Annotated in this window: 27 protein-coding genes; 15 read left to right on the forward strand and 12 right to left on the reverse strand. The window is 72.3% G+C overall.

Annotation, left to right across the window (positions count from 1 at the left end):
• Positions 1–11: 11 nt before the first annotated feature.
• The 3 genes from ACIBIW_RS19770 to ACIBIW_RS19780 all read left to right on the forward strand — a co-directional run bounded on the left by ACIBIW_RS19770 (position 12) and on the right by ACIBIW_RS19780 (position 3,208).
• Positions 12–665 (forward strand): class I SAM-dependent methyltransferase, encoded by a 654-nt coding sequence (locus ACIBIW_RS19770; RefSeq protein WP_399337821.1) that lies wholly within the window; start codon positions 12–14, stop codon positions 663–665.
• 584 nt (positions 666–1,249) lie between these two features.
• Positions 1,250–1,621 carry a VOC family protein gene (locus ACIBIW_RS19775; protein WP_399337823.1) on the forward strand — a complete coding sequence of 124 codons (372 nt, stop codon included), beginning with the start codon at positions 1,250–1,252 and terminating at the stop codon, positions 1,619–1,621.
• Between the two features lie 513 nt (positions 1,622–2,134).
• Positions 2,135–3,208, forward strand: coding sequence for a hypothetical protein (locus ACIBIW_RS19780; RefSeq protein ID WP_399337825.1), 1,074 nt, complete (start codon positions 2,135–2,137; stop codon positions 3,206–3,208).
• A 240-nt stretch (positions 3,209–3,448) separates the two neighbouring features.
• Here ACIBIW_RS19780 and ACIBIW_RS19785 read toward each other — a convergent pair whose 3' ends face one another.
• Entirely contained in the window at positions 3,449–3,721 is a 273-nt protein-coding gene (locus ACIBIW_RS19785) for a hypothetical protein (RefSeq protein WP_399337827.1), read from the reverse strand.
• A 375-nt stretch (positions 3,722–4,096) separates the two neighbouring features.
• Between ACIBIW_RS19785 and ACIBIW_RS19790 the strand changes: the two genes are divergently transcribed.
• From ACIBIW_RS19790 to ACIBIW_RS19800, 3 genes are all read left to right on the forward strand, one after another.
• Positions 4,097–4,504 (forward strand): helix-turn-helix domain-containing protein, encoded by a 408-nt coding sequence (locus ACIBIW_RS19790; protein ID WP_399337829.1) that lies wholly within the window; start codon positions 4,097–4,099, stop codon positions 4,502–4,504.
• Positions 4,505–4,521: 17 nt separating this feature from the next.
• On the forward strand, positions 4,522–5,130 hold the full coding sequence (locus ACIBIW_RS19795) for a hypothetical protein (RefSeq protein ID WP_399337831.1): 609 nt from the start codon (positions 4,522–4,524) through the stop codon (positions 5,128–5,130).
• Between the two features lie 247 nt (positions 5,131–5,377).
• Positions 5,378–5,722: a DUF2516 family protein gene (locus ACIBIW_RS19800; protein WP_399338377.1), complete on the forward strand. Its 345-nt coding sequence runs from the start codon at positions 5,378–5,380 to the stop codon at positions 5,720–5,722.
• Positions 5,723–5,802: 80 nt separating this feature from the next.
• Here the strand turns inward: ACIBIW_RS19800 and ACIBIW_RS19805 are convergent, their stop codons facing one another.
• Positions 5,803–7,143, reverse strand: a complete 1,341-nt coding sequence (locus tag ACIBIW_RS19805) for a PP2C family protein-serine/threonine phosphatase (protein WP_399338379.1) — start codon at positions 7,141–7,143, stop codon at positions 5,803–5,805.
• 545 nt (positions 7,144–7,688) lie between these two features.
• Positions 7,689–8,690, reverse strand: a complete 1,002-nt coding sequence (locus ACIBIW_RS19810; protein WP_399337833.1) for a DMT family transporter — start codon at positions 8,688–8,690, stop codon at positions 7,689–7,691.
• A gap of 94 nt (positions 8,691–8,784) precedes the next feature.
• On the opposite strand from ACIBIW_RS19810, the gene ACIBIW_RS19815 reads away from it, so the two are divergent.
• A complete protein-coding gene (locus tag ACIBIW_RS19815; RefSeq protein WP_399337835.1) occupies positions 8,785–9,744 on the forward strand; it encodes a LysR family transcriptional regulator in 960 nt (319 codons plus the stop codon).
• Positions 9,745–9,815: 71 nt separating this feature from the next.
• On the forward strand, positions 9,816–10,649 hold the full coding sequence (locus tag ACIBIW_RS19820; RefSeq protein WP_399337837.1) for a VOC family protein: 834 nt from the start codon (positions 9,816–9,818) through the stop codon (positions 10,647–10,649).
• Between the two features lie 67 nt (positions 10,650–10,716).
• Here ACIBIW_RS19820 and ACIBIW_RS19825 read toward each other — a convergent pair whose 3' ends face one another.
• Positions 10,717–11,799 carry a C40 family peptidase gene (locus ACIBIW_RS19825; RefSeq protein WP_399337839.1) on the reverse strand — a complete coding sequence of 361 codons (1,083 nt, stop codon included), beginning with the start codon at positions 11,797–11,799 and terminating at the stop codon, positions 10,717–10,719.
• A 295-nt stretch (positions 11,800–12,094) separates the two neighbouring features.
• On the reverse strand, positions 12,095–12,550 hold the full coding sequence (locus ACIBIW_RS19830; protein ID WP_399337841.1) for an RrF2 family transcriptional regulator: 456 nt from the start codon (positions 12,548–12,550) through the stop codon (positions 12,095–12,097).
• A gap of 118 nt (positions 12,551–12,668) precedes the next feature.
• On the opposite strand from ACIBIW_RS19830, the gene ACIBIW_RS19835 reads away from it, so the two are divergent.
• Positions 12,669–14,198 carry an MFS transporter gene (locus ACIBIW_RS19835; protein ID WP_399337843.1) on the forward strand — a complete coding sequence of 510 codons (1,530 nt, stop codon included), beginning with the start codon at positions 12,669–12,671 and terminating at the stop codon, positions 14,196–14,198.
• Between the two features lie 31 nt (positions 14,199–14,229).
• Here ACIBIW_RS19835 and ACIBIW_RS19840 read toward each other — a convergent pair whose 3' ends face one another.
• The gene (locus ACIBIW_RS19840) at positions 14,230–15,048 is read right to left on the reverse strand and encodes a class I SAM-dependent methyltransferase (RefSeq protein WP_399337845.1); all 819 of its coding nucleotides are present in this window, start codon (positions 15,046–15,048) and stop codon (positions 14,230–14,232) included.
• Positions 15,049–15,413: 365 nt separating this feature from the next.
• Here ACIBIW_RS19840 and mshA point away from each other — a divergent pair, with 365 nt between their 5' ends.
• Positions 15,414–16,748 (forward strand): D-inositol-3-phosphate glycosyltransferase, encoded by a 1,335-nt coding sequence (gene mshA, locus ACIBIW_RS19845; RefSeq protein ID WP_399337847.1) that lies wholly within the window; start codon positions 15,414–15,416, stop codon positions 16,746–16,748.
• Here mshA and ACIBIW_RS19850 read toward each other — a convergent pair.
• Complete coding sequence (locus tag ACIBIW_RS19850; protein ID WP_399337849.1) at positions 16,697–16,909, reverse strand: hypothetical protein; 213 nt, start codon at positions 16,907–16,909, stop codon at positions 16,697–16,699. The two genes, mshA and ACIBIW_RS19850, sit on opposite strands and share 52 nt — an antisense overlap.
• A gap of 91 nt (positions 16,910–17,000) precedes the next feature.
• Between ACIBIW_RS19850 and ACIBIW_RS19855 the strand changes: the two genes are divergently transcribed.
• Positions 17,001–17,528: a YbjN domain-containing protein gene (locus tag ACIBIW_RS19855; RefSeq protein WP_399337851.1), complete on the forward strand. Its 528-nt coding sequence runs from the start codon at positions 17,001–17,003 to the stop codon at positions 17,526–17,528.
• A gap of 141 nt (positions 17,529–17,669) precedes the next feature.
• Here the strand turns inward: ACIBIW_RS19855 and ACIBIW_RS19860 are convergent, their stop codons facing one another.
• Entirely contained in the window at positions 17,670–18,104 is a 435-nt protein-coding gene (locus ACIBIW_RS19860) for a hypothetical protein (protein ID WP_399337853.1), read from the reverse strand.
• Positions 18,105–18,278: 174 nt separating this feature from the next.
• Here ACIBIW_RS19860 and ACIBIW_RS19865 point away from each other — a divergent pair, with 174 nt between their 5' ends.
• A complete protein-coding gene (locus tag ACIBIW_RS19865; protein ID WP_399337855.1) occupies positions 18,279–18,998 on the forward strand; it encodes an alpha/beta fold hydrolase in 720 nt (239 codons plus the stop codon).
• Positions 18,999–19,135: 137 nt separating this feature from the next.
• On the opposite strand, the gene ACIBIW_RS19870 is transcribed toward ACIBIW_RS19865, so the two are convergent.
• Complete coding sequence (locus tag ACIBIW_RS19870) at positions 19,136–19,945, reverse strand: methyltransferase domain-containing protein (RefSeq protein WP_399337857.1); 810 nt, start codon at positions 19,943–19,945, stop codon at positions 19,136–19,138.
• A 28-nt stretch (positions 19,946–19,973) separates the two neighbouring features.
• Between ACIBIW_RS19870 and ACIBIW_RS19875 the strand changes: the two genes are divergently transcribed.
• Both ACIBIW_RS19875 and ACIBIW_RS19880 read left to right on the forward strand, forming a co-directional pair.
• Positions 19,974–20,399 (forward strand): MerR family transcriptional regulator, encoded by a 426-nt coding sequence (locus ACIBIW_RS19875; protein ID WP_399337859.1) that lies wholly within the window; start codon positions 19,974–19,976, stop codon positions 20,397–20,399.
• 49 nt (positions 20,400–20,448) lie between these two features.
• Positions 20,449–21,210: a phosphoglyceromutase gene (locus ACIBIW_RS19880; RefSeq protein WP_399337861.1), complete on the forward strand. Its 762-nt coding sequence runs from the start codon at positions 20,449–20,451 to the stop codon at positions 21,208–21,210.
• An 88-nt stretch (positions 21,211–21,298) separates the two neighbouring features.
• Here the strand turns inward: ACIBIW_RS19880 and ACIBIW_RS19885 are convergent, their stop codons facing one another.
• Positions 21,299–22,129 carry an oxidoreductase gene (locus tag ACIBIW_RS19885; RefSeq protein ID WP_399337863.1) on the reverse strand — a complete coding sequence of 277 codons (831 nt, stop codon included), beginning with the start codon at positions 22,127–22,129 and terminating at the stop codon, positions 21,299–21,301.
• Between the two features lie 102 nt (positions 22,130–22,231).
• On the opposite strand from ACIBIW_RS19885, the gene ACIBIW_RS19890 reads away from it, so the two are divergent.
• Positions 22,232–23,071, forward strand: coding sequence for a helix-turn-helix domain-containing protein (locus ACIBIW_RS19890; RefSeq protein WP_399337865.1), 840 nt, complete (start codon positions 22,232–22,234; stop codon positions 23,069–23,071).
• 57 nt (positions 23,072–23,128) lie between these two features.
• Here the strand turns inward: ACIBIW_RS19890 and ACIBIW_RS19895 are convergent, their stop codons facing one another.
• Entirely contained in the window at positions 23,129–24,202 is a 1,074-nt protein-coding gene (locus ACIBIW_RS19895; RefSeq protein ID WP_399337867.1) for a phosphotransferase, read from the reverse strand.
• Positions 24,203–24,244: 42 nt separating this feature from the next.
• Positions 24,245–25,111, reverse strand: coding sequence for a helix-turn-helix domain-containing protein (locus ACIBIW_RS19900; protein WP_399337869.1), 867 nt, complete (start codon positions 25,109–25,111; stop codon positions 24,245–24,247).
• Between the last annotated feature and the right edge of the window lie 90 nt (positions 25,112–25,201).

The following is a 25,201-nucleotide window of genomic DNA, read 5'->3' on the forward strand; positions in this document are numbered from 1 at the left end:
GGAGCCGCCCCATGAACGACGACCGCTGGCTGGCGGACACCAGGACCTCGTACGACACGGTCGCGGTCAGCTACGCCGACCAGGTGCGCGACGCCGTCACCACGATGCCGTACCTGCGGGGCGCCCTGGCGCTCTTCGCCGACCTGGTGCACGTCGCCGGGGGAGGGCCGGTGGCGGACGTGGGGTGCGGCCCCGGGCACTTCACCGCGCACCTGCGCGAACTGGGGGTGGACGCGTTCGGCATCGACCTCTCGCCCGCGATGATCGACGTGGCCCGGCGGGACCACCCGGGCCTGCGGTTCGAGGTGGGCTCGATGACGGACCTCGACCTCGCCGACGCGTCGGTCACCGGCCTGCTCGCCTCCTGGTCGCTGATCCACGTGCCCGACGACGCGGTCCCCACGGTCCTCGCCCACTTCCGCCGCGTGCTGCGCCCCGGCGGCCCGCTGCTGCTCGGCTTCCACGTCGGCGAAGGGTCGACCCTGAAGACACAGGGCTACGGCGGCCACCCGATGAACGTCCAGGTCCACCGCCGCCGCCCCGACCTGATGGCGGCCTGGCTGCGCGCCGCCGGATTCACCATCGAGGCCCAAACCCTCCTCACCCCCGACACCCCCACCCCCACGTCCCTGCTCTTCGCCCACCACGGCCCCACCGTCAGATAGGGAGTCCGGACGGGAAGCCGGTCCAGCGCAGCTCTGCGGGCAGGTAGGGAATCGGGCAGGCAGGGAATGTAGTCCCCGGCAAGCACCGACTGGTGTGCGCTGACCAACTGGGCCGTGTGCCGCGCCCGGGGCGGCGGCCCGCGGTGGATCACCGAAAGCGGCCGCTCTCCGCCAGGGTCGTCTCCTCCGCCGACGCTTCACCGTGCCGGGCAAGGCAGAGATACCGAACGGCCGCGCCCGTCATACCCCGGGCCCCGTCCTCATCCATCCTCATCCATGCTCTTGTACGCCAGGGATGGACGCTGAGTCCTTTGTGCGCAGCTCCGCGCCCATGCCGATGAGAGCCGGGCCGTGACGTCGACGAAGGCACCAGTACCGCTGTTGGGCCCGAATGACGTCGGGGGCGCGGGACAGATCGAGCCGCTGTCCAGGATGTCCTGTCCCGTATCACTGTTGGCGTGTGGAGTTCCTGACCTGCTGTGCTTACGGTTGAGTGGAATGAATGCGCTCTCCCCCTCCCGCTCAACGGTAGGCAGCCGCCCTTATGGCGTGCATGGAAGTCCACTGATCGGCTCGGAGGTCTCATGCCCCTGCGGATGGAACTGGTCGCGATAACACTCGATTGCCCTGATCCGCTGGCTTTGGCGGCGTTCTATCAGCAGGCCACCGGCTTTGAACCACACCCGAAGTCGGACGCCGAATTCGCCGGTCTCAACCGTGAGGATGGGCTCTTCATCGGCTTCCAGCGGGTCGAGGACTACCGGGCTCCGAGTTGGCCTGGCCAGATCGTCCCCCAGCAGCTTCACATCTGCTTCAAGGTCGCGGAGAGCCTGGCCGAGGCCGAGGCCCGGCTGCTGGAACTGGGTGCGGGAAAGCCGGATCACCAGCCGCATGGGGAGAAGACGCGGGTCCTCACCGACCCTGCTGGGCATCCCTTCTGCATCGTTACGCGCTGATCGCGGTTCTCGCGGTGAACTGGGCGATGCTGCTGAGAGACGTAGAAGTCCTCACTCATCGCCAGTCTCCTCCAGCGAGGGGACGTGAACATGTGGATCAGCGCTATGCGTTCGGGGAATCCGGCTGCTGTCAGGCAGGGTGCCTTCCTGTCTGGTTCGACTTCGGGCCCTTTGACTCGGATCAGGTCGTGAAGGGTCTCGGCTTGGTGGACGAGCCGGTAGTGGCGGTGGGCGAGGCCAGACCAGAGCCCTGCGGTGAGTTCCTCGCAGAGGTCGATGATGGCCGGGCCGTGATGTCGGCGAGAGCGCAGTACTTCTGCTGTGCTCGTGTCGTATCTCAGTGAAGACGAACCACGTCGATGTCGTGACCAGCAGTGGGTCAGTTTGAGTGAGACGGGGTGCGAGCTGGCGTCTCAGCCGATCTTGCATCACAGCCCCCGATGTCCGTTTGGCCGGGCGATGTCAGAGGGGCTCCGTAGCCTGGTGAGACACGCACCACCGGGAGGGAAGCCCATGAGCGCAAGTTTCTACAGGAGCCAGCTAGGCCGGAAGAACAAAGATCGGGCCACTGCCGAGAAGAAGGTCGGCGAGTTCCGCACGAAGGAGGCCGATCGACGAGGTAAGGCCGCCAAGGAGCGGTTGGCTGCGGATAAGGCGAGCACGGCGAGTTCCCGGGCGAGCAAACTGCGCGCCGCGCAGCGGTATGAGGACGAGGCCAACAAAGCCGCTCGTGACGTGGGCACCTGGAGTACGAAGGTCGGCAAGCTCGGCAGGGAGATCTCGGAGCTATCAACGAAGCTGGTTAAGGCGGAGACAGCCGAGAGAGCGGCTGCGGAGAAGGCTCGCCAGCGCGAGCAGCAGCAGACGGAGCGACGTGCTGCGGCCGCGCAGCGAAAAATCGAGAATCGACTGTCGACGACGGAAGGGCAGGTGCGCACGGTTTTGCGGGAACTGCGGACTCCGAAACCGGAGAAGCTGCGGGTGCTGCTGCTGGGGGCCGCTTCAGACGGGAGCCTGCGCACCGGACGAGAGCAGGAGCGGATCCGTACGATCGTGCAGCGGGCGACACACCGGGACCTGGTCGACCTGGATGTCCACCCAGCTGCTACGGCGGACACCCTCCTAGATGCCCTTCCGCGTTTCCGTCCTCACATCGTGCACTTCTCCGGACACAGCGGGGAGGACCTGCTGGAGTTTGAGCAGGACATCGACGACTTCCACGAGAGCGCCATCGTCAGCGCCGGGGCCTTCGCCAGGGCCATCGCAGCCGTGGATGAGAAGCCGCTGCTGGTCGTGCTGAACTCCTGCCACTCCGCTGCGCAGACCGAAAGCCTCGTCGAGACTGTCCCCTTCGCCATCGGCATGGCGAAGTCCATTGGCGACGTTGATGCCATCACCTATGCCGCGCGATTCTATGCTGGCATCGCCGAAGGTCAGTCCGTGCAGGGTGCGCACTTGCTCGGCCGGGCGGCGGTTGAGATGAACGGGCTACCGGACCATGAGGTCCCAACCCTTACCTTTGCCCCGGACGTCGACCCCAGCGCGACACGGCTTGTGACGCCGCCTCCGACCTCGGAGATCGCGTAGCGACCAGCGGCGGTGTGTACCTTTCGGAGCACACCTCCGCTCGCTGTCTGCATTGGCCGCCGGGAGGCGAGGCGGGCCCTCGCCCTGTCTTCGTGCCTCGCGCTCGATAGGGAGAATCCTGTTCGGATGCATCACTGCTGCTGGCGCCGTGCGTCAGCCTGAGCTTCCTTTCGCCAATTGCAAGCAGTGCACCTGTCGTGGACGTAGGGGTAGTCGCCTTCGTATATCGCTTCCCATTCGTCAACTTCCTTGAAGCTGCTGCGGACGCGAACGCGGCCACAGGGAGCATCTGCCGAGTGATAGACGGTGTGATCCCCGGACCAGACAGGGCAGCAGTTGGTTCTTGTCCAAGAAGTTGGCCGCAGCCGCGTCGATCTCTGCCAGGTGGGCTTCCAGTTGTCTGCGCAGCTTCTTGCCCTCCTCGTAGTAGCTGGTGAAAGCCTTGAGCCGCCGAATCTGAAGGGTCTTGAGTTCGGCGTCAATATCTAGGGTGTAAGAAGTGTTATCGCTCATGAATATTTCTTAGCACCTCGGGAGTGACGGCCTGCAGCGCTTGCCTGAACTCGATCGCCCCGGGAGGCGATGTGCTCCGCGACGCTTTCAACCTGCGGCGCCAGGGGTGGGTCTCGTTCCCGCTGCGGATCGTCAGCATGAACCGCTCCGAGAGCATGATGGCCAGGCGCGACATCATCGCCCGCGGGCCGATCCCCCTGGGCGGTGGCAGTGGGGCGCGCTCGGAGGGGTATCGCCGACGCGGGCCTCAGTGACAGTTGTCCTGCTCAAGTGACAACCATCGTGCTCAGGCACAAACCCCCACCCGAGTGGTGTGGCGCACTTTTGCAAGCGGGTGCTTGCAAAAGTTAGCGAGGGGTGGGCATCATCGGAGGCATGGCATCGCTCAGCGTCGGCAGTCTCGGGGAGTATCTGCGGGAGCAGCGCCGCAGCGCGCAGCTCTCCCTCCGCCAGCTCGCCGACGCCGCCGGGGTGTCGAACCCGTATCTGAGCCAGATCGAGCGCGGGCTGCGCAAGCCGAGCGCGGAGGTGTTGCAGCAGGTGGCCAAGGCCCTGCGGATCTCCGCCGAGACGCTCTACGTACGGGCCGGCATCCTCGACGAGCGGGAGCGGGACGAGCTGGAGACGCCCGCCGTCATCCTCGCCGATCCCTCCCTCACCGAGCGCCAGAAACAGGTACTGCTCCAGATCTACGAGTCCTTCCGCAAGGAGAACGGGCCCGCCGTGGACCCCGGCACCCCGGGGGACGAGCAGCCGCCAGCACCAGGACCCCAAGACCAGTGATCCGGAGGACCACCGGCATGGCCATCGCAGACGATCTCCGTAAGACGTTCACCGACCCCACGCCGCTGTACTTCGCGGCAGGTACCGCCGACCTCGCCTACCAGCAGGCCAAGCGCGTGCCCGGGCTCGTCGAGCAGTTCCGCTCCGAGGCCCCGGCCAGGCTCGACGCCGTGCGCAACACCGATCCGAAGGAGGTCCAGGGCCTCGCCGTGACGCGCGCGAAGGAGGTCCAGGAGACCCTTCAGACCAAGGTGGCCGAGCTGGTCGGCGCCTTCGACACCGACCTGAAGAAGCTCGGCGAGTCCGCGCAGGACCTGGCGCTGCGCTCCGTCGGCGTCGCCGCCGAGTACGCGGTGCGCGCCCGCGAGACGTACGAGAAGGTCGCCGAGCACGGCGAGCAGACCGTGCGCACCTGGCGCGGCGAGGCCGCCGACCAGATCGTCGAGGCCGCCGGGACCGTCGAGCCCGAGCCCGTCGTCGTCAAGGACGAGACCCCGGTCGCCCAGCCCCCCGTTGAGCAGGAGGCCCCCGCGAAGCCCGCGGCCAAGCCTGCCGCGAAGAAGACCACGGCGCGCAAGACGGCCGCGAAGCCCGCAGCGAAGAAGCCCCGCCCGGCCGCTGAGTGACTTCTGCGGAGCGGCCGGGCACCATCGGAGTGCCCGGTCCGTTCTCCGGGTACGGTGGCCGTTGACCGCATGACTCAGGACGCGCCGAGGACCGGCGCCGAGGGAGTGGCCGTACCGGCAGGTGCGGCCCGTGTCGTACGACACGCGAGCGGTCCCGGCGCCGACGCGCACCCGTGACCGCGCACCCACGCGGCCAGGGCACGCGGAAGCGATGCATGCCAATGACTCGACTCGGGTGGTGGGCCTTGTGCTGATGACGGCTTTCGGCGGCTTCATGTGGCTGCTCTTCACCGCCATACTGGTGCTCGCCGTGGTGGCGCTGGTGATGGCGGCCGTGGCCCGGGAGGACGCGTACCGCGCCGCGAGCAAGCAGAACAAGATGTTCTGGCTGATCATCCTCGGCGTCACGGTCGCGGTGAACCTCTTCGTGCCGATGCTCTTCCTCCAGATCGCCGGGCTGATCGCCACGATCGTGTTCTTCGTGGACGTACGGCCCGCGATCCGCGAGGTCACCGGTGGTGGCCGTGGTGGCCGTGGACGCCGCGGTTCAAGCAGCGACGGCCCCTACGGACCGTACAACGGGGGTCGGTGAGCCACCGGGGACGGCGAGAGCCGGCTGTCCTGTCCGCGGCCGCCGTGGTCCCCGGGACCGCCGGGGTGCACGGGCCGGTATCAGGGCAGCCGGTCGAGGAGCAGGACGGCGACGTCGTCCGTCAGCTCGCCGCCATTGAGTTCACGCACCTCGCTGACGGCGGCCTCCAGCAGGTCCTCGCCCGAGAGGCCCGCGGCGAGCTGGCGGCCGACCATGTCCACCATGCCGTCCTCGCCGAGCCGCTGCTTCCCGCCGTCGATGCGGCCCTCGATCAGGCCGTCCGTGTAGAGCATCAGGCTCCAGGCGCCGCCGAGATGCACCTTACGGCGCGGCCAGCGCGCGTTCGGCAGCAGGCCGAGCGCGGGGCCGTTGTCGTCGTACGGCAGCAGCTCGGGGCGCCCGCCGTGCGGCGCGACCAGCGGCGCCGGATGGCCTGCGAGCGACAGGGACGCGCTCTGCCCGTCGGGCGCGATGTCCACCATGCAGAGCGTGGCGAAGATCTCCTCGTCCGCGCGCTCGTGCTCAAGGACGCGTTGCAGCGTCGACAGCAGATGGTCCCCGCACAGGCCCGCGAAGGTCAGGGCCCGCCAGGCGATACGCAGCTCCACGCCGAGCGCCGCCTCGTCGGGGCCGTGCCCGCAGACGTCGCCGATCATGGCGTGCACCGTGCCGTCGAGAGTGCGGACCGTGTCGTAGAAGTCGCCGCCGAGCAGCGCCCGTGAGCGGCCCGGCCGGTAGTGCGCGGCGAACCGCAGCTTCGAGCCTTCGAGCAGCGGCGTCGGCAGCAGCCCGCGTTCGAGGCGGGCGTTCTCCTGGGCGCGCAGCTTCGACTCGGTGAGCTGCCGCTGCGCGATGTCCGCGCGTTTGCGCTCGACCGCGTAGCGGATGGCCCGGCTCAGCAGCCGGCCGTCCAGCTCCTCCCTGAGCAGGTAGTCCTGCGCGCCGACCCGCACGGCCTCGGCGCCGCGCTCCTCGTCCCCGGTCGCGGTCAGCGCGAGCACGGCCTGCCGGGGCGCGATCCGCAGCACATGCTTGAGCGTGATCAACTCCTCGGTGGCCGGTGCCGGGGTGCCGCCGGGCGGCGTGGCCTCGGGATCGGGCTCCCCTGGACGCGGCAGTCCGCTCACGGTCCTGCCCGTCCTGTCCGTCCTGCCCGTCCTGTTGTTCCTGCCGCGGCCGTTGCGGTGGCCGCCGGGCGCGGGAAGCGCCAGGTCGAGCAGGATGCAGTGCACGTCGTCGGTGAGCAGCCGCTCGGCCTCGGTGAGGTTGCGCGCCGTGCGGACGCGGATCGGGTTGCCCGCCGCGTCGAGCAGCTCGGGCACGCTCAGCGACCTCGCGGGGTCGTCCTCGATCACCAGCAGGGTGAGCGTGACACCGCCGAGTGACTGGCTCTCCTGGCTCTCCTGGCGCTCCTCGGTCATGGAAGCGGTCTTGGACTGTGGTTGGGCCTGACCGCTCTCCGCGGCCGGGATGTCCCTCTGCCGCGGTACGGGTACGGGCATCGGTCTGTTCCTTCCCTCCCCCCGAGGGCATGGCGGTGCGCCAGGCGACGCGCCGCCAGACGGGGACCATAGCGGGTGCCGGTGGCACAGGGGAATGCCACTCAGAAAACGGCCACTGGCATATGCCGCATCCCCTCCTGCATAGGGGCAGCCACTGGCCCCTGGGAATGACGAACGTCACCGATGGGCGGTTGCTTCCTGAGGAGAACCGTGCGGTGGATCACGTGCGACGGGTCACTCCTGGCCACTCCGCCGCCCGGATGGCCGGGAATCCCGGGGGTGGGGCGGCCGGGATGCGGTGTGTGGGGCGCTCTCGTGGGAGACACGCGGCGAGTTGGTGGCGTTCGTCACTACTGGTGCGGTTCGGGGGAACGCTTCCCGCGGGAAGCCGTGGCGGGCTCGGGGCCTGTGCCTCCCGGCTCCACCGGGACGGGCGCCCCCGCGCATGGCTTCCGTCGCCGCCGTCAGACCCTCGACGCCGCCCCCGCGCCCTCTTCCGCCACGCCCTCGTCCGCCACGCCCTCGTCCGCCGCGCCGCCCCGCGCGGCGGGAGTGCCCGAGGCGGTGGTACGGGAGCGGTGGGACCGCTCGATGGCCTGGCCCCAGTACGTGCCGACGACCATGAGACAGGCACCGGCGGCGGTGAACGGGGTGAGGCGTTCGCCACCCAGACCGAGCCCGACGAGGACCGCCCACACCGGCTCGGTGCCCAGCAGCAGACTGGCGCGGGTGGCGGACCCGCGCTGCACGGCCCAGGTCTGCGCGAGGAACGCGAACAGACTGCACAGCACGGCCAGGTACGCCAACTCGAACCAGACCGCGCCCCCGGCACCGGGCGTCGCGGGGAGCCCGGGCGCCGCGGGGACGAGGAACAGCACCGTGCCGACGGCGGTCTGCACCGTGGTCAGACGCAGCGGCCGCAGCGCCCGCCCACCGCTGAACCTCCGCCTGGTGAACCTCCCGACCAGCGCCACGTGCCCCGCCCGCGCCACCGCCGCGGCCAGCACCAGCAGATCGCCGACGCCCGGCGGGTGCAGCCCCTGCCCGGCGGTCAGCAGCCCGACCGCCACCACGCACACCCCCGCCGTGAGGAAGAACCGGCGCGGCAGCCGACCGCCGCCCGCGCGGTCGAGCAGTGGGGTGATCACCAGGGTCAGGCTGATGAGCAGCCCCGCGTTGGCCGCGGTGGTGTGGGCCACACCGTAAGTCTCCAGCGCCAGTACGGCCGCCTGGCTCAGGCCGAGCACCGAGCCCACCCGCACCTCGTCCCGCGTCCACCGGGGCCGCCCGCGCCGCCGGGAGCCGAGGACGAGCGCGACACCGGCGGCGGTGGAGAGCAGGTAGCGCAGGAACAGCACCACGGTCACCGGCTCGGCTTCCGAAGCGGTCTTCGCGGCGAGGTAACTGGACCCCCACACCAGCGCGACCAGCAACAACACCACATCGGTACGGCGTGCTTCAGGCATGCGAGCCACGCTGCCCGACCCTGACTGTTAAGCCAAGTACCACCTTCTTCATAATCCATGTAGCAGCGCTACCGCATTCGCCTAGCATGGGGTGATGGACGAGAGGCAACTGCGGGCACTGCGGGAGCTGGGCGAGCTGGGGAGCGTCGCGGCGGCGGCCGAGGCGCTGATGGTCACCCCGTCGGCCGTCTCCCAGCAGTTGCGGCTGCTGCAACGCTCGACGCCCGTCCCCCTCACCGAGCGCGACGGCCGCAGGCTGGTGCTCACCCCCGCGGGACGCGCCCTGGCCGACGCGGCCGTCGACGTGGAGACCGCGCTGGCCCGCGCCAAGTGCGTCGTCGAGGAGTATCTGGAGCAGCCGGACAGCGTGGTCTCGGTCGCCTCCTTCCACAGCGCCGCCGGTGGACTCTGGCCCCATCTCGTGCGCGGGCTCGCCGCTCCCGGCTCGCCCCGGCTCGCGCTCGCCGACGAGGACGTCGCGGTGCACGAGTTCCCGCCGCTGACGCGCGAGTACGACATCGTGCTCGCGCACCGCCTCGACCGCACCAGGGCCTGGCCGAGATCGGTCTCCGTCACCCCCCTTCTCCATGAGCCTCTCGATGTCGCCCTGCCCGCCGACCATCCGCTGGCGGCCAAGGACCGGCTCGCCCCGGACGACATCGCGGGCGAGACGTGGATCACCGTCCATGACGGCTTTCCGCTGATGGCCACGATCGGTGCCATCGCCGCCGCCGCGGACCGCAGCCTCCACATCGCGCACCGGATCAACGAGTTCGCCGTCGTGTGCGAGGTGGTGGCCGCGGGCGGCGGCATCGCCCTGATGCCCCGCTGGACCGCCCGCCGGCACCCCGCGATCGTGCTGCGGCCGCTCACCGGTGTGCGCGCCCGGCGCCATATCGACGCGCTCCACCGCCCGGAGCGCACGGCCCGCCGCGCTGTGCGCACCGTCCTCGCCCAACTCCGCCGCGCCGCCGAGGCAGTGGCGGCCGACAGCACGCCCGGGCCCGTACGGGCGGACGGGAACCCGGATACGGGTCCGACGACGGCGCCTTAGGCTGCGCCGACGGGGCGGATACGACCTGGGCGTGCCGTTCCGGTCGTCGGTGGATCGGAGGGGTACGGGGGATGACCAGTCAACTGTTCGCGATCTGCTTCAACGCGACACGGCCGAGGGACCTGGCGCGGTTCTGGTCCGGCGTCCTGGGCTGGGACTTGGCCGGAGGAGCGGATGAACGGCCGGACCTGAGACTGCCGGACCGAAGGCCGCCGGACCGGAGGCCGGGCGGGCCGCCGGATGGGGGAGCCGAGATCCTGTCTTCCGGCTCCGCCGGTTTCCGTATCCGCTTTCTGCCGAGCCAGGAGCCCAAGACCGGTCAGAACCGGTCGCACTTCGATCTGACAAGTTCCTCCCCTGAGGAGCAGCAGCGGACGGTGGAAAGGGCCCTCGCTCTCGGCGCGCACCACATCGACGTGGGCCAACGCCCCGAGGACGGGCATGTGGTGCTCGCCGATCCTGACGGCAACGAGTTCTGCGTCATCGAGGCCGGGAACCAATTCCTCGCCGGTACCGGCGTCATCGGCGCGCTGGCCTGCGACGGCACGCAGGGTGTCGGCTACTTCTGGAGCGCGGCGCTGCGGTGGCCGCTGGTCTGGGACCAGGACCAGGAGACCGCGATCCAGTCGCCCGGCGGTGGCACGAAGATCACATGGGGTGGTCCTCCTGTGGCGTCGAAGACGGGTAGGAACAGGCTGTATCTGGAGTTGGCGGTCCCGGCGGGCGCCGATGGTGACGCGGAGCTGGACCGGCTGGTCTCGCTCGGCGCGACCCGCGTCGGCAGCGACACCGACACCGACACCGACACCGATACCGATACCGACTCCGGTGAAGGTGACGGGGGACGGGTGTTGCTGCTCGATCCCGATGGCAACGAGTTCGCCGTGGGCCGGGTCCGCCGTTAGCCGCGGCTCGGGTCCGGTGGTCGTGGCCGGGCCCGGCCACGGTCCGGTTTTGGCCCCGCCCGGTTGGTTACGCGTCCGGGCGGACCGCGCCCAGGATCGGCATCGATCCGGCGCCGGTCAGTGTGACGGTGCGGCCGGGGCGCGGGGCGTGGACGATCATGCCGTTGCCTATGTAGAGGCCGACATGGCTCGCGTCCGACTGGTAGATGATCAGGTCGCCGGGGCGTAGCCGGTCCGTTGACACATGGGGCAGTTGGCGCCACTGCTCCTGGGAGGTGCGGGGTATGCCCTTGCCCGCGGCGGACCACGCCTGGGAGGTGAGGCCCGAGCAGTCGTAGGAGGCGGGGCCCTCGGCGCCCCACTGGTAGGGCTTGCCGAGCTGGGCGGTGGCATAGGCGATGGCCTTCTTGCCCTTCGGGCTCGCCTGGTCCGTGAGCTGGTCGAGTATGCCGGTGTCGACCCAGCTCGCCTGCTTCTTCTTCGCCTCCTCCTTCTCCAGGCGGAGCAGGCGCTCATGCTCCTTCTTCTTCAGCCCGGCTTCGAGCTTCTCGGCTGTGGAGATCCGCTTCTCGATCTTCTTCCTGGCCTTCTGCTTCGCCTTCTGCTCCTTCTTCAGCGCGCTGTCGTTGGCCGTGGCGTCCTTCTCGTAGGACTCAAGGGCCTGCTGGGTCCTGGTGAGGTCGCGCAGGACGTCGCTCGTGGCGCGCTGGCCCTGGCGGACCCGGGTCAGGCCGTCGAGGAAATCGCCCGGGTCGTCGCTGAACACGAGCCGTGTCTCGGGCGGGAGCCCGCCGCTTCTGTACTGGGCGCGGGCGGCGGCGCCCACGCGGTCCCTCAGGCTGTCGACCTTCTCGCGTCCGTCGCTGACCGCGTGGTGGAGCTTCTTGACCGTGGCCGTCTGCTGCTTGGCCTTCTCCTCCGCGGCGTTGTACGCGTCGGTGGCGACGGCCGCGTCGTGATAGAGCCCGTCCAGCTTGAGCCGGACCGCCTCAAGTGCCGTATCGCCGCCGGGGGGCGGGTCCGTGTCGGTGGAGCCGCCGCCGGGTGCCGGGGGTCCCGGCGCCGCGAGCGCCGTGCCGGGGGCCAGCAGGAGAAACAGGGCGCACGCCGCGCCCACCGCCACCGATGCTCTCCGCCGCGCCTGGTCCATCGCGTCCCCCGCCTTCGTGTGCCGCTCGGCTCCGCTGCTTGTCGCGCCCGCTCTCTCGTGCCGTCGTACCGCCGGATGCTCCGGTGGCCGGTGCGGTCCCGTGTCCCTGTTCCTGTCCCTGGGCGTCGCCGTCGTCCCGTGAATCCGTCCGGAGGCGATGGCCCGTTCGTTTCTCTCCCGACAGTTCGACGAACGGCTCCCCACGGCCGTTCCCGTTTTTCCCGTTTCACCCGAAGGGGTGACTACCCCGTCCGACCTTGACGAACGCGCCGTCAGGAGCCGTGCGACGGCGTGGTCACGGGGTGACGGGGCCGCGTGCCGCGGGCGGCAGCCGGGCGACGAGTGCGGCGACCGTGACCCCGCGCAGCGACTCGCGCCACGCCTCCTTGGCCGCCTCCATGGCGCTGTCCACGCCGCAGCGCGCGACACAGTCCTCCGGTGCGAGCCCGGCCGTGCCGCGCTGCCTGATCTCCTGGCAGACGAACCGCGGCACCGGGCCCTCGATCGCCTCCACCACGTCGAGCATCGTGATGTCCTCGGGCCGCTTGGCGAGCCGGAAGCCGCCGTTCGGACCCGTGGTGGCGTGCAGCAGTCCCGCGTTGACCATCGCCTTCAGATGCTTGGCGAGGTACGCCTCGGGCAGTGCGTAGCGCTCGGCCAGCGTCCGCCTCGACAGGGACAAGCCGGGCTCCACCCGCGCCAGCGTGACCGCACAGTGCGCCCCCCACTCGACCCCCTGCGACAGCTTCATGCGGCCATCATAGGTAGCGGATATAGTCGATATTGAATATCCACAATAGTCATCGGCGGCCGCTGACCAGGCATCGGCGGCCCTCGGCAACCAGCGACAGCCTTCGAACGGGGTGCGTATGACTTCCCAGGACCCGGCCGCGGCAGCGGGAAGCGCGCCCGCCCCGGCCGACGAAGCGCCCGCCACGGCGCCCCTCCACGCCCCCGCCCCGGCGTCCGCCGCCCCGGCCCGGCGGACCGGGCCGGTCCTCGCCGTGCTGCTGGTCTCGGTCTTCATGGCCCAGTTCGACTTCTTCGTCGTCAACGTCGCGGCGCCCTCGCTCTCGTCGAGCCTGGGCGCGGGCCAGGCCGACCTGGAGCTGATCGTCGGCGGCTACGCCTTCGCGTACGCGAGCGGGATGATCACCGGGGGGCGTCTCGGCGACCTCTTCGGGCACCGGCGGCTGTTCGTCGCGGGCATGCTGGCCTTCGCCGTCGCCTCCGTGCTGTGCGGCGTGGCCGCGGGCCCCGTTTCACTCGTGGTGTTCCGGCTGCTCCAGGGGCTGGCCGGGGCCGCCATGGTGCCCCAGGCGCTTGCCACCATCACCGCCGTCTTCCCCGCCGCGGAGCGGCCGGGCGCCATCGCCTGGTACAGCGCCACCGGGGGCATCGGCTCCCTCGCGGGGCAGGTGCTCGGCGGTGCGCTGCTCCAGGCCGACGTCCTCGGGCTCGGCTGGCGGATCATCTTCCTGCTCAACGCCCCCGTCGGCGTGGTCGCGGCGCTGCTCGCGCTCCGGGTGCTGCCACGCAGCGGCGGGGCCGCCTCCCGTACGGGGGCCGTACGCGGCGCGGCCGACCCGCTGGGCGCGGTGGGTGTCGCGGGCTCGCTCGCCCTGCTGCTGATACCGCTGACGCTGGGGCGCGGCACCCACTGGGCGCCGTGGACCTGGGCCTGCCTGGCCGCCGCCGTCCCGCTCGGCGCGGCGGCCGTCGCCTGGCAGCGCCGCCTCGGGAGCCGCGGCGGCAACCCGATGCTCGAACTGTCGCTGTTCGCCAGCCCACCGTTTCGTACGGGCCTGCTCGCCGGGGTCGCCTTCTACCTCTACTTCGGCAGCTTCATGTTCACGCTCACCCTGCTGTTGCAGGGCGGCAAGGGGCAGAGCGCGGTGGCGGCCGGGCTGACGTTCGCGCCGATGGGCGTGCTCTTCACGGTGGCGTCGATCGCCGGCAGACGGCTCACCGCCCGCTACGGCCCGTTCGTCGTCCTGCTCGGACCCGTCCTCATCGCCGCAGGGCTCGGGCTGCTCGCCGTGGCCCTCGCGGTGGCGGGCGGCTCCGTCGCGCTGCCCGTCGTCATCGGCGCGCTCTCGCTCGTCGGCGTCGGCAACGGCTTCGTGCTCCCCGCACTCAACGGCATCACGCTCGCCCTCGTACGGCCGCACCAGGCCGGAGCCGCCTCCGGCATCCTGACGACCGCCCAGCAGTTCGCGTCCGCGGCGGGCGTCGCCGTCCTCGGCACCGTCTTCTACGCCGTCCTCGGCTCACGGCACGGTGCCGACGCCTACGCCGCCGCGATGCGGGCCGCCGCCCTGATCGCGGTCGGCCTCGTGGCCGCCACCGCCGTCACCCTGCGGCGCCTCACCCGGCCGCCGCGCCCACGGACTCCGTGACGGGCCGCCCCCCGCACCGCCGATGCGCCCCTCACCACCGCGGTGCCAGCGCCTCCCACGCCACCGTGACCTCGCCCTGCCGCCACCGCGCGGGCCCGTCCCGTACCGGCCAGTCCGCCGTCAGCGCGCGTACTGCCGCGATCCACCGCTGCCGGGCGCCGTAGGAGGCGTACGGGGCCGCCGCGGCCCAGGCGCGGTCGAAGTCGCGCAGGAACATGTGCACCGGCTCACCGGGCACATTGCGGTGGATGAGGGCCTTCGGCAGCCGCTCGGCGAGGTCGGAGGGGCGGTCGAGCGAAACGAGCCTGGTCGCGAACGTCACCGTGCGTGGGCCCTCGGGGCCGAGCGCGACCCACACATGGCGCCGCCCGATCTCGTCACAGGTCCCCTCGACCAGCAGCCCCCCGCCCGCGCCCCGTACCGGGTCCGCGGGGGCAAGCCGCGCACGCAGCAGCTCCCAGGCCGCCGCGACCTCGCCCTCGTCGTACTGGCGCAGTACGTTCGCGGCCCTGATCAGCAGCGGCGCCCCCGGCAGCGGCACCTCGAAGCCGCCCCGCCCGAAGGTCAGCCCCTCACGCTCGTACGGCCGGGCCGCGGCCACCCGCCCTGCGTCGATCTCCACGCCCACCACCCGCACCCGGGGCGCCGTACGGCGCAGCCGCAGCAGCAGCTCGACCGCGGTCCAGGGCGCGGCCCCATACCCCAGGTCGACGGCGACCGGCTCGGCGGCGCGGCGCAGCACGGGCCCGTGCACGGCCGCTATCCAGCGGTCCATGCGCCGCAGCCGGTTGGGATGGGTGGTCCCGCGCGTCGCAGAGCCCACCGGCCGGGGCGGGGTACGGGAAACCATGCCGGTCAGCGTAGGGGCCGCGGGGAGGGGCGGACGGCGCGTCTTGCAAGCCTCATGAAGGCACGCCTCGGGAACCTCATGGGCGCGAGCCTCGTAGCCACGCCTCGCAAGCCTCATGGAGCCACGCCTCGCGAGCCTCTTAAAGAGGTGGGCGGCGCGCCGCATAACGCGCGCGTGCCCGGAAGGTGGCGGACATCACGCCCAAAGGTTGAGGCGTGCCGGGCAATGTTTCGGCAAACAGGAAATGGACGCCGCCGTTCCGGCGTTGACGGCTTCAGGACGCCGAGTCGCCCCTCAGCCGAGGGGTGCCCGTGCGTCCCGCGCGCGTGAGCGCCCGTCCGACCCGGCAGCGAGGAGGACCCCAGGTGAGTCACTGTGCGACAGGCCCCGTCGAGGGGACGGCCGCCCCTGCCACCCCCGGGTCGCCCCGGCGCCGGCCACGGCGCGTGGCGATGCTCAGCCTGCACACCTCACCCCTGCACCAGCCGGGCACCGGCGACGCGGGCGGCATGAACGTCTACATCGTGGAGCTGGCGAGGCGGCTCGCCGCCCTCGGCACCGAGGTCGAGGTCTTCACCAGGGCCACCGCGGGCGACCTGCCCCCCGTCGTCGAGCTGACCCCCGGTGTCCTCGTACGACACGTGGCCGCGGGGCCGTACGAAGGGCTCGCGAAGGAGGCGCTGCCCGCGCAGCTCTGCGACTTCACGCACGGCGTGATGCAGGCGTGGGCCGCGCAGCGGCCAGGCCACTACGACCTGGTGCACTCCCACTACTGGCTCTCAGGACAGGCGGGCTGGCCGGTCGCGGCGCGCTGGGGCGTGCCCTTCGTCCACGCGATGCACACCATGGCCAAGGTCAAGAACGCCGCGCTCGCCGACGGCGACACCCCGGAGCCCGCCGACCGCGTCGCGGGCGAGACCGGCATCGTGCGCGCCGCCGACCGGCTCATCGCCAACACCGCGGAGGAGGCGCGCGACCTGGAGAGCCACTATGGCGCGGAACCCGGCAGGATCTCCGTGGTGCACCCCGGCGTCAACCTCGACGTGTTCCGCCCCGGGGACGGCCGGGCCGCCGCCAGGGCGCGCCTCGGGCTCCCGGCGGACGCGCTCGTTCCGCTCTTCGCGGGCCGCATACAGCCACTCAAGGGCCCCGATGTGCTGCTGCGCGCCGTCGCCGTCCTGCTCGACCAGTGTCCGGCGCTGCGCTCCCGCATCGTGGTCCCCGTCGTCGGCGGCCCCAGTGGCAGCGGCCTCGCCAAGCCGGAGGGCATGCAGAAGCTGGCGGCCAGGCTCGGGCTCTCCGACGTGGTGCGCTTCCAGCCGCCGGTGCGCCAGAGCGATCTCGCGGACTGGTTCCGCGCGGCGTCGGTGCTGGTCATGCCGTCGTACAGCGAGTCCTTCGGACTGGTCGCCGTCGAGGCGCAGGCCACCGGCACACCCGTCATAGCGGCGGCCGTCGGCGGACTCCCCGTGGCGGTGCGCGACGGGGTCACGGGCTTCCTGGTCGACGGGCACGATCCCGCGCGGTACGCGCGCGTACTGCGCGCCTTCGCGGAGGACGCGGGCCTCCCGGCCCGTCTGGGGGCCGCCGCGGCCCGCCACGCACGGTCCTTCGGCTGGGACGCGGCGGCGGAGGCGACGGTCGGGGCCTACGACTCGGCACTCGCACGGGCGGCGCAGGCGCCTTCGGCCGCCGGGTAGCGGTGGCCGCAGCAGCCCGGGGGCCCGGGGGCCAGGGCGACGAACAGGACCCGTCGGCCGGGGGCGAGGACGACGAACAGGACCTGTCGGCCGGAGAGGCGGGAGAGCAGGGAGACGAAGAGGTCGGGCTGTGCGTGTGTGTGCACCACCCAGTCGATCACGGGCGAGAAGCCGGCCGCGGAGAAGTTGTTCGCCCCCCGGGGGCGCCCCGCCCCCCTGCCGCTCCCGCCCCTCGCCGGTACGCTCGCCCGTATGACCACCGCCGATACAGGAGATACGGGAGACGCGTCCCCCGACCCCCGTGCCGTGCTGGAGAGCGCCCTGCGCGGGGCCGAGCTTGAGTGGGACAGCCCGGAGGAGGGGCACTACGTGGTCACCCTCCCCGGCACCCGCAAGCTCTCGACCACCCTCTCGCTCCGCCTCGGCAGGCACACCCTGTCGCTGAACGCGTTCGTGATCAGGCACCCCGACGAGAACCACGAGGCCGTCCACCGCTGGCTCCTCGAACGCAACCTCCGGCTCTACGGCGTCAGCTACGCCGTGGACCGGCTCGGCGACGTCTACCTCACCGGCAGGCTCCCGCTGGCCGCGGTCACCGAGGAGGAGATCGACCGGCTCCTCGGCTCGGTGCTCGAAGCCGCGGACGGCAGCTTCAACACCCTGCTGGAACTGGGCTTCGCCTCCGCCATCCGCAAGGAGTACGACTGGCGCGTCTCGCGCGGCGAGTCCACGCGGAACCTGGCCGCGTTCGCCCACCTGACCCAGCGCCCGTCGGAGTAGCCCCCGTACGACCTCGCGGGCACCGTGCCCGTCGGAGTGCCCCCCGCGCGTCCTCCCCGGCACCGCCACCGCGGCGCCGCCCGCGGTCCTGCTTCCGAGGGTCCTGCTCCGTCCTGTTCCGTCCTGTCCAGGACGCGGCCCCTACGCGACCCAGCAGTAGACGCCCTCGCCCCGGCCCCGGGCGCTGCTGACGAGATCGGCCAGCTCGGTCAGGATCGCCTCGGCGATCTCCCCGTCGATGACCTCGCCGTACTCCGCCCGCTGCGAGGACCACGCGGCGGCGGCGTCCCGCAGTGCCGCCCGCCCGGCCCCGGCGAGTGCGGCGGACAGCCGGGGCGAGAGCGCGAGTACGACGCCCCCGCCGTCGTACTCGCCGCCGACGAGACGGGGCTCACCAGCCGCGACGAGTTCGTCGGGGCTGCCGCCCACGAGCAGGCACTCCCACTCGACCACGGCTTCCGTGGGGTCGAAGTTGCCGAAGGAGAGCGACTCGGACCCGGGCTGCGGCCCGGCACTGAGGGCCAGAGCCGCCGACGCGTCATCCGCGGCCGCGAAGAACTCGACGATGGTACTCATCCCGGCATCATGCCGGACCGCCGACAACCACCGTCGGCCGGGCACCGGTCACGGCCTGGCCGGGTGTGGTGGAGCAGGCCGTGCCGTGTGGCCGGGGAGCCGGAGGGCCGTGGGGCGGTTCGGCCGCGAGTGAACGCCGTTCCGACGGCGGGCCGCGCTGCATATCCTCCGGACATGGTTGATCACCGCCTGGTCGATGGGGGAGGGCCCCGCCTGGCCTACCGGGTGTCGGGACCGCGGGACGCCCCGCCGCTCGTCCTGCTCCACGCGCTCGGCGAAGGCGCCGCCGACTGGGAGTCCGTGACCCCCGACCTCGCCCGTATCCGCCGGGTGTACGCCCTCGACCTGCGTGGGCACGGCCGCAGCGACTGGCCGGGGGACTACTCGCTCGAACTCATGCGGGCCGATGTGCTGCGCTTCCTGGACGCGCTGGAACTGGGCCCCGTGGACCTGATCGGACACTCCCTGGGCGGGATCGTGGCGTACCTGCTCGCACAGGACCGGCCGCGGCGGGTGAGCAGGCTCGTCCTGGAGGACGTGTCGACGCCCCGGCCCCGGGAGCCCAGCACCCCCACCAGGCCGGAGGGCGACCTCGGCTTCGACTGGGAGATGGTGCTTGCCGTCAGGCGGCAGATCGACCGGCCCGATCCCGGCTGGCTTGAGCGGCTCGGCCGGATCACCGCCAGGACCCTCGTGGTGGCAGGCGGACCCGACAGCCATGTGCCCCAGACCGGCGTCGCCGAACTGGCCCGCCTCATCCCCGGCGGACACATGGTCACCATCCCGGTCGGACACCTGGTCCACGACGCGGCCCCGGAGGCGTTCACAGCGGCGGTCGTGGCATTCCTGTCGGCACAGGAGGACGCCGATCCCGCACGCCGGTCCCTCGACTGATCGCCCCCCGCCGAACCGCAAGGCTGCTGAGGAACCACCAGCCGAAACGCAGCGCGGCAAGCACACCGCAAGGCGCGCACCCAACCGAAACGCGAGACCGTTCCAACCCCGCCGCCCCCGCCCGCCGGACGGAGCCGTCAGACGGGCGCGAAAGCCGCGGCCACGAAGACCGGCAGGGCGAGCAGGCAGCGGTCAGCCTCCGCGCGCCGCCGCTGCTCCGCGAGCCAGCCGTCCGCCGCGCCCCGCCCGACCGCGCCGCCCGCGCGGGCGCCGTCCGCGATCCTGGCGAGCAGGGGCAGCGCCGCGTTCCCGGTGAACAGATGGTGGTGCACCTCGACCGTGACGTCGTCGAAGCCGCCGTCGAGGAGCAGGTTGCGGTACCCGCGTGCCACGCGCGGCGAGCCGAGGCGGGCGGCACACGCGCGGACGAGGGTACGGGTGAGCGCCGCGTCGTCCGCCTCGATGACGAAGGCGTCCCAGTCCTGCCCGGCCAGGACGATCCTGCCGCCGGGTGCCAGGACGCGCCTGGCCTCCGCGACCGCGCGCCCGGGCTCCTCAAGCACATGGAAGACCTTGTCGGCGCGGTAGCCGTCCACGCTCCCGTCCGCGAACGGCAGCGCGAGCGCCCCCGCCTCCCGGAACTCGGCCGTGGGCCAGCGCGTCCCGGCCGCCGCGAGCATCCCCGGGTCGGGGTCCACGCCCACCGCGCGGACCCCGCGCCCGGCCAGCTCGGCGACCGCGCGCCCGGCGCCGCAGCCGACGTCCACGACGGTCGATCCTGGGGCGGGGGAGAGCAGTTCGTAGGAGCGGGCGCGCAGCCCGGCCATGTCGGGCCGCAGGTCCGTCGCGTCGAGCAGGGCCAGCAGCGATGCGGTGTCGCGGCGGGGCTCCTCCACCGCTCGGGGCGCTTCCTGGTTCTCTCGCTGTGCTTCCCGGTTCTTGGACATGGGCGCCAGGCTGCGACTTAATGTCGGCATGAAGTCAAGCGACGAGGGCGCCGCGCTGGGCATCGGCGCGCTGGCGGCACGGTTCGGCCTGGCCACGCACGTGCTGCGGCACTGGGAGACCATGGGGCTGCTGCGTCCCGCGCGGGACGCGGGCGGGCGCCGCCGCTACGGCGCGGACGACCTCGCGCGGGTCGCGGAGATCCTGCTCTACAAGCAGGCGGGCCTCGGCCTCGACACCATCGGGAGCCTGTTCGCCGCCACCGTCGACCGCGCCGCCCGGCACGAGATCCTGCGCCGCGAGGCCGGCCGGCTGCGGGCGCGGATCGCGGCGGAACGGGCGTCGCTCAAGTTCATCGAGAGCGGCCTGAACTGCTCGTACGAGGACCAGACGCGCTGCCCGAACCGCGGGCGCCTGGTGGCGGAGCGCATCGCGGCGGGCCCGGCCGCGCGCTGACGCCTGCCGCCGCACCGGCCGTTCACCGGGGTCCATTACGCTCGGGGGCATGGCCGACGCACCGTACAAGCTGATTCTGCTCCGTCATGGCGAGAGCGAGTGGAACGCGAAGAACCTGTTCACCGGCTGGGTGGACGTCAACCTGAACGACAAGGGCGAGAAGGAGGCGGTCCGCGGCGGTGAGCTGTTGCTGGACGCCGACCTGCTGCCCGACGTCGTCCACACCTCGGTCCTCAAGCGCGCCATCCGCACCGCGCAGCTCGGCCTCGAAGCCGCGGACCGGAACTGGATTCCGGTACGCCGGAGCTGGCGGCTGAACGAGCGCCACTACGGCGCCCTCCAGGGCAAGGACAAGGCCCAGACGCTGGCGGAGTTCGGCGAGGAGCAGTTCATGCTCTGGCGCCGCTCGTACGACACCCCGCCGCCGGAGCTTGCGGACGACTCCGAGTACTCCCAGTTCGCCGACGCGCGCTACGCGGACCTCCCCCCGGAGCTGCGCCCGCGCACGGAGTGCCTGAAGGACGTCGTGAGCCGCATGCTGCCGTACTGGTACGACGGCATCGTCCCCGACCTGCTGGCGGGCAGGACGGTCCTGGTGGCCGCGCACGGCAACAGCCTGCGCGCCCTGGTCAAGCACCTGGACGGCATCTCCGACACGGACATCGCGGGCCTGAACCTCCCCACCGGCATCCCCCTGTCCTACGAACTCGACGCCTCGTTCCGCCCCCTCAACCCGGGCGGCACCTACCTCGACCCGGCCGCGGCAGCAGCCTCGATCGAGGCGGTCAAGAACCAGGGGAAGAAGAAGTAACGCGACGCGATCAAGCCCCCCGTCCGCGCGAACGGTGCGCGGCGGGGGGCTTTTTCGTGTGCCGGGACGGTCTTCGGAACCGCGGGCCTCAGCTTCCCAGGCCGTTCAACCGCTCCACGGCCTCCTCCGGGAGCCGCAGCCGGGCCGCGGCGACGTTCTGTTTGAGGTGGGATACGGATGACGTGCCGGGGATGGTCAGGATGGTGGGGGAGCGGTGGAGGAGCCAGGCCAGGGCCGTCTGGTGCGGGGTGGCGCCCAGGTCGGCCGCCACCTCGTCGAGCACCGCCGACTGGAGGGGGCTCCAGCCGCCGAGCGGGCAGAACGGCACGTAGCCGATGCCGTCCGCGGCCAGGCTGTCGATCAGGGCGTCGTCGGTGCGGTGCGTGAAGTTGTACAGGTTCTGCACGAAGACGATCGGTGCGATCGCGCGGGCCTCGGCGATCTGCTCCGGGGTCACGTTCGACAGCCCGATATGCCTGACCAGGCCCTCCTTCCGCGCCTCGACCAGCGCGCCGAAGGACTCCGCGACCGAACCCGTGCCGTCGACACGGAGGTTGGCGGCGTCGAGGACGTCGAGGCCGAGGCGGGTCAGGTTGTCCTGGAGCTGTTCGCGGAGGTTGTCTGGCGCCGGGTCCCAACTGCCCTCGGGCCCGCGGCGGAAGCCGACCTTGGTGACGATCCTCAGGCCGTCCTGGTACGGGTGCAGCGCCTCGCGGATGATCTCGTTCGTGACGGCGGGCCCGTAGTAGTCGCTCGTGTCCAGATGCGTGATGCCCAGGTCGACGGCGGTGCGCAGCACCCGCACGGCCTCCCCGCGATCCCGCGGCGGGCCCCACGCGCCGGGCCCCGCGAGCTGCATGGCGCCGTATCCCATGCGGCTGAGTTCCAGGTCGTCGCCGAGGGTGAGTGTGTCGGTCATGGCCACCACCGTGCACCGCCGCGCCGCACGCGGGGAGCGCGCGTTCTTCCTGGGACGTTCTGTACCAGGCACCGCGGGACCGGGCGGCGTACAGTCGGCCGCATGGACCAGCTCGGGACCGCCCTGCGTACCTGGCGGAACCGGACGGACCCCGCCGAGGCCGGTCTCGGCGCCCACGGGCAGCGCCGCGCCCCCGGGCTCCGCCGCGAGGAGCTGGCCTGTCTCGCGGGCGTCTCGGTCGACTATGTGATCCGGCTCGAACAGGGCCGCGGCTCGAACCCGTCCGCGCAGGTCTGCGCCGCCCTCGCCCGCGCGCTGCGGCTCACCGACGAGGAGCAGGCGCACCTGCTGCGGCTCGCCGGGCACGCCGCCGACCCCGACCGGGTGCCGAGGATGATCCCGGCGACCGTGTACCGCATCGTCGACCGGCTCGCCGGGGCGCCCGTCGCCGTGTACGACGCCACCTGGCAACTCCTCCACTGGAACGCGCTGTTCGCCGCGGTCTTCGGCGACCCCGCGCCGGTCCTCGGCGACGGCCGCAACACGCTGCTGCGCTACTTCAGGGGCGAGCCGACCGGGGTCCGCTACACGCCTCGGGAGCGGGCCGAGTTCGAGGAGTCCATGGTCGCGGACCTGCGCACCACCACGAGCCGCTACCCGCACGACCCCGACGTCGCCGCACTGCTCGAACGGCTCGGGGAGGTGCCCAGGTTCCGCGAGCTGTGGGCCCTCGGCACCGTCGCCGAGCACGAGGGCGCGGGCAAGACCGTCGAGCACCCGGAACTCGGCGACATCGCACTCGACTCCGACACCCTCGTCACCCAGGGCTCGAACCTGCGCGTCGTCGTCTACGCGCCACGCGCGGGCACGGACGCCCGCGCCAAGCTCGACCACCTCGCCGCGGGCGAGGCCCGGCTGTCGCCCGCCGCCCGCAGCGAGTGAAGGTCCCCGGCGCCGCACCACAGAGCCCCCGGTGGGCGGCGGCCCCGGCGGGTGGGTTTACGTCGCCGTGGCGGGAGGGGCGTCGGGCAGCAGGCGGGCGAGTGCCGCGCGGCCCGCGTGGCCCCAGGTGGTCTTGCCGCCGGGAAGCCCGCGCTCGCCTGCCTCGCCGATCGACACCAGGGCGAAGCACTGGAGCAGCGCCCGGCCCCGCGCCCGCAGCACCGTCGCCTCGTCGGGCGGCCCGTAGGCGTCCAGGCAGCGCGCCACCGCGTCCGCGGGCAGCAGCAGCCATGCCGCCGCCAGGTCCGCCGACGGGTCCCCCGTGCAGAGTTCGCCGAAGTCGAGCACTCCGGCGAGGGTCCCGTCCCGCACCGTGACGTTCGCGGGGTGGAGGTCGCCGTGCAGCCACACCGGCGCGCCCCGCCACTCGTCGGCCTCGACCGCGCTGCGCCACAGCTCACGTACCGCCGTGGTGTCGGGGAACAGGCCGGATACCTCGCCGAGCCACCGCTCGAACGCCCCGGCCAGGGTGCGCAGCGGCGCCACCCGCCCGCCGCCCGCGGGGGCGTCGGCGGGCGCCGGGGCGTGGAGGGCGCGCAGGAACGCCGCAAGCCGGTCGGCCGCGTCGGCGCCCCGGGTGACGGGGGTGCGGTCGGCGGGGGTGCCGGGCACCCAGCGGACGATGTTCCAGGGGCCGGGGAAACGGGCCGACGGCGCTCCGGTACGCAGCGGGGTCGGCACCGGGAGCGGCAGCAGGGGCGCAAGCGACGGCAGCCAGGCGCTCTCCTTGCGGAGCAGGCCGGGGGCGCGGGGGGTGCGGGGGACACGTACCGCCAGGTCGTCGCCGAGGCGCCACAGTTGGTTGTCCCAGCCGGTGACCGTGGAGTGGACGTCGGCGTCGGCGAGGTCCGGATGCTGCTCGCGCAACAGCGCGCGGACCGTGTCGGCGTCGACACTCGGCCGCCTGGTCTCGGCCACGACCGCGCCTTCTTCCGGGCCCGCGCCCCCGTTCACGCCCGCGCCTTCCCCGGGGTCCGCGCCCGCGCGCACCCTCGTGTCCGCGCCCCCTTCGCCCGCCGCGCTCGTATCCCCGTCCGCGCCCGTGAACGCGCCGTCCGTGACCTTGTCCATGTCCCGCACCCTCCCCCACACCCGGCTCCCGCGCAGCCCGTTCTACGAGATCGCGCGGAGGGCGGCCGTCGCGGGGGCGGCGCCGGTGGGCTCCTCGGTCCTCGGGGTGTGGAAGCGGCGCATGGCCTGGGCGGTCGCCTCGTCGGCGGGGTGGAACACCACGATCTGCTGGGCGTCGGCGGTGAGTTCGAGGACTTCGCGGTCGTAACGGAGGCCGTGGCCCGCGGGGTGGTCGAGTGCGAGGACGCCCCTGCCCGGGACCAGGGGCCGGTGCAGGCGCTCGGTGAACTCGGGGCCCGCCTCGGGCGCGAGCCGCGCCGTGAACCACTCGGTGTTCTCGACCGCGGGGCCGAGCCACAGGTCGAAGGCACGCTCGTCGGCGACGCGCTCCCAGTCGGGGAAGAGCGCGCGGGCCCGCGGGTCCGTGAAGACGTAGCGCGTGAGGTTGGGCACGGCCGGTTCGAGGAGGCCCGTGCCCTCCGCCACCGACGCGAACGCGCGCGTATGGGCGAGGATGTCGCCGAGCCGGTTGGTGACATAGGCCATCCCCGGCTCCAGCAGGCGCAGCGTCGCGAGGACGGGCTCGCGCACCTCGCGGCGGGGCGGCACAGGGCCCGGGTGCGCCTTGCACTCGCCGCCGGTGATCTTGGCGAGGTAGCGCAGGTGCGCGCGCTCCGAGGGGGCGAGGCCGAGCGCGTCGGCGAGCGCGTTCACCACCGCGACCGAGGGGTTGCGGTCGCGGCCCTGCTCGATACGGGTCAGGTACTCGACGCTGATGTCGGCGCGTACCGCGAGGTCGGAGCGGCGCAGCCCGGGCGAGCGGCGGCGGCCGCGCTCCGGCAGCCCCAGCGACTCGGGCTGGATGCTGTCCCGCTTGGCCCGGATGAAGTCACCCAACGGCGTGCCCATGGGGCGAGCATAGGACGCCGCCTTCGGCACAGCGTGGCCCTGCGGGGGCCAGCCTGACGGCGGTCTGGCCCGCGCCCGCGGCCCTGGTGA

The sequence above is a fragment of the Streptomyces sp. NPDC050560 genome (genome assembly GCF_044457285.1).
Lineage (GTDB): Bacteria > Actinomycetota > Actinomycetes > Streptomycetales > Streptomycetaceae > Streptomyces.

Coding starts and splice junctions, on each gene's coding strand:
- ACIBIW_RS19770 (WP_399337821.1), top strand. CDS start 12: ATGAACGACGACCGCTGGCTGGCGGACACCAGGACCTCGTACGACACG.
- ACIBIW_RS19775 (WP_399337823.1), top strand. CDS start 1,250: ATGCCCCTGCGGATGGAACTGGTCGCGATAACACTCGATTGCCCTGAT.
- ACIBIW_RS19780 (WP_399337825.1), top strand. CDS start 2,135: ATGAGCGCAAGTTTCTACAGGAGCCAGCTAGGCCGGAAGAACAAAGAT.
- ACIBIW_RS19785 (WP_399337827.1), bottom strand. CDS start 3,721: ATGAGCGATAACACTTCTTACACCCTAGATATTGACGCCGAACTCAAG.
- ACIBIW_RS19790 (WP_399337829.1), top strand. CDS start 4,097: ATGGCATCGCTCAGCGTCGGCAGTCTCGGGGAGTATCTGCGGGAGCAG.
- ACIBIW_RS19795 (WP_399337831.1), top strand. CDS start 4,522: ATGGCCATCGCAGACGATCTCCGTAAGACGTTCACCGACCCCACGCCG.
- ACIBIW_RS19805 (WP_399338379.1), bottom strand. CDS start 7,143: ATGACCGAGGAGCGCCAGGAGAGCCAGGAGAGCCAGTCACTCGGCGGT.
- ACIBIW_RS19810 (WP_399337833.1), bottom strand. CDS start 8,690: ATGCCTGAAGCACGCCGTACCGATGTGGTGTTGTTGCTGGTCGCGCTG.
- ACIBIW_RS19815 (WP_399337835.1), top strand. CDS start 8,785: ATGGACGAGAGGCAACTGCGGGCACTGCGGGAGCTGGGCGAGCTGGGG.
- ACIBIW_RS19820 (WP_399337837.1), top strand. CDS start 9,816: ATGACCAGTCAACTGTTCGCGATCTGCTTCAACGCGACACGGCCGAGG.
- ACIBIW_RS19825 (WP_399337839.1), bottom strand. CDS start 11,799: ATGGACCAGGCGCGGCGGAGAGCATCGGTGGCGGTGGGCGCGGCGTGC.
- ACIBIW_RS19830 (WP_399337841.1), bottom strand. CDS start 12,550: ATGAAGCTGTCGCAGGGGGTCGAGTGGGGGGCGCACTGTGCGGTCACG.
- ACIBIW_RS19835 (WP_399337843.1), top strand. CDS start 12,669: ATGACTTCCCAGGACCCGGCCGCGGCAGCGGGAAGCGCGCCCGCCCCG.
- ACIBIW_RS19840 (WP_399337845.1), bottom strand. CDS start 15,048: ATGGTTTCCCGTACCCCGCCCCGGCCGGTGGGCTCTGCGACGCGCGGG.
- ACIBIW_RS19855 (WP_399337851.1), top strand. CDS start 17,001: ATGACCACCGCCGATACAGGAGATACGGGAGACGCGTCCCCCGACCCC.
- ACIBIW_RS19860 (WP_399337853.1), bottom strand. CDS start 18,104: ATGAGTACCATCGTCGAGTTCTTCGCGGCCGCGGATGACGCGTCGGCG.
- ACIBIW_RS19865 (WP_399337855.1), top strand. CDS start 18,279: ATGGTTGATCACCGCCTGGTCGATGGGGGAGGGCCCCGCCTGGCCTAC.
- ACIBIW_RS19870 (WP_399337857.1), bottom strand. CDS start 19,945: ATGTCCAAGAACCGGGAAGCACAGCGAGAGAACCAGGAAGCGCCCCGA.
- ACIBIW_RS19875 (WP_399337859.1), top strand. CDS start 19,974: ATGAAGTCAAGCGACGAGGGCGCCGCGCTGGGCATCGGCGCGCTGGCG.
- ACIBIW_RS19880 (WP_399337861.1), top strand. CDS start 20,449: ATGGCCGACGCACCGTACAAGCTGATTCTGCTCCGTCATGGCGAGAGC.
- ACIBIW_RS19885 (WP_399337863.1), bottom strand. CDS start 22,129: ATGACCGACACACTCACCCTCGGCGACGACCTGGAACTCAGCCGCATG.
- ACIBIW_RS19890 (WP_399337865.1), top strand. CDS start 22,232: ATGGACCAGCTCGGGACCGCCCTGCGTACCTGGCGGAACCGGACGGAC.
- ACIBIW_RS19895 (WP_399337867.1), bottom strand. CDS start 24,202: ATGGACAAGGTCACGGACGGCGCGTTCACGGGCGCGGACGGGGATACG.
- ACIBIW_RS19900 (WP_399337869.1), bottom strand. CDS start 25,111: ATGGGCACGCCGTTGGGTGACTTCATCCGGGCCAAGCGGGACAGCATC.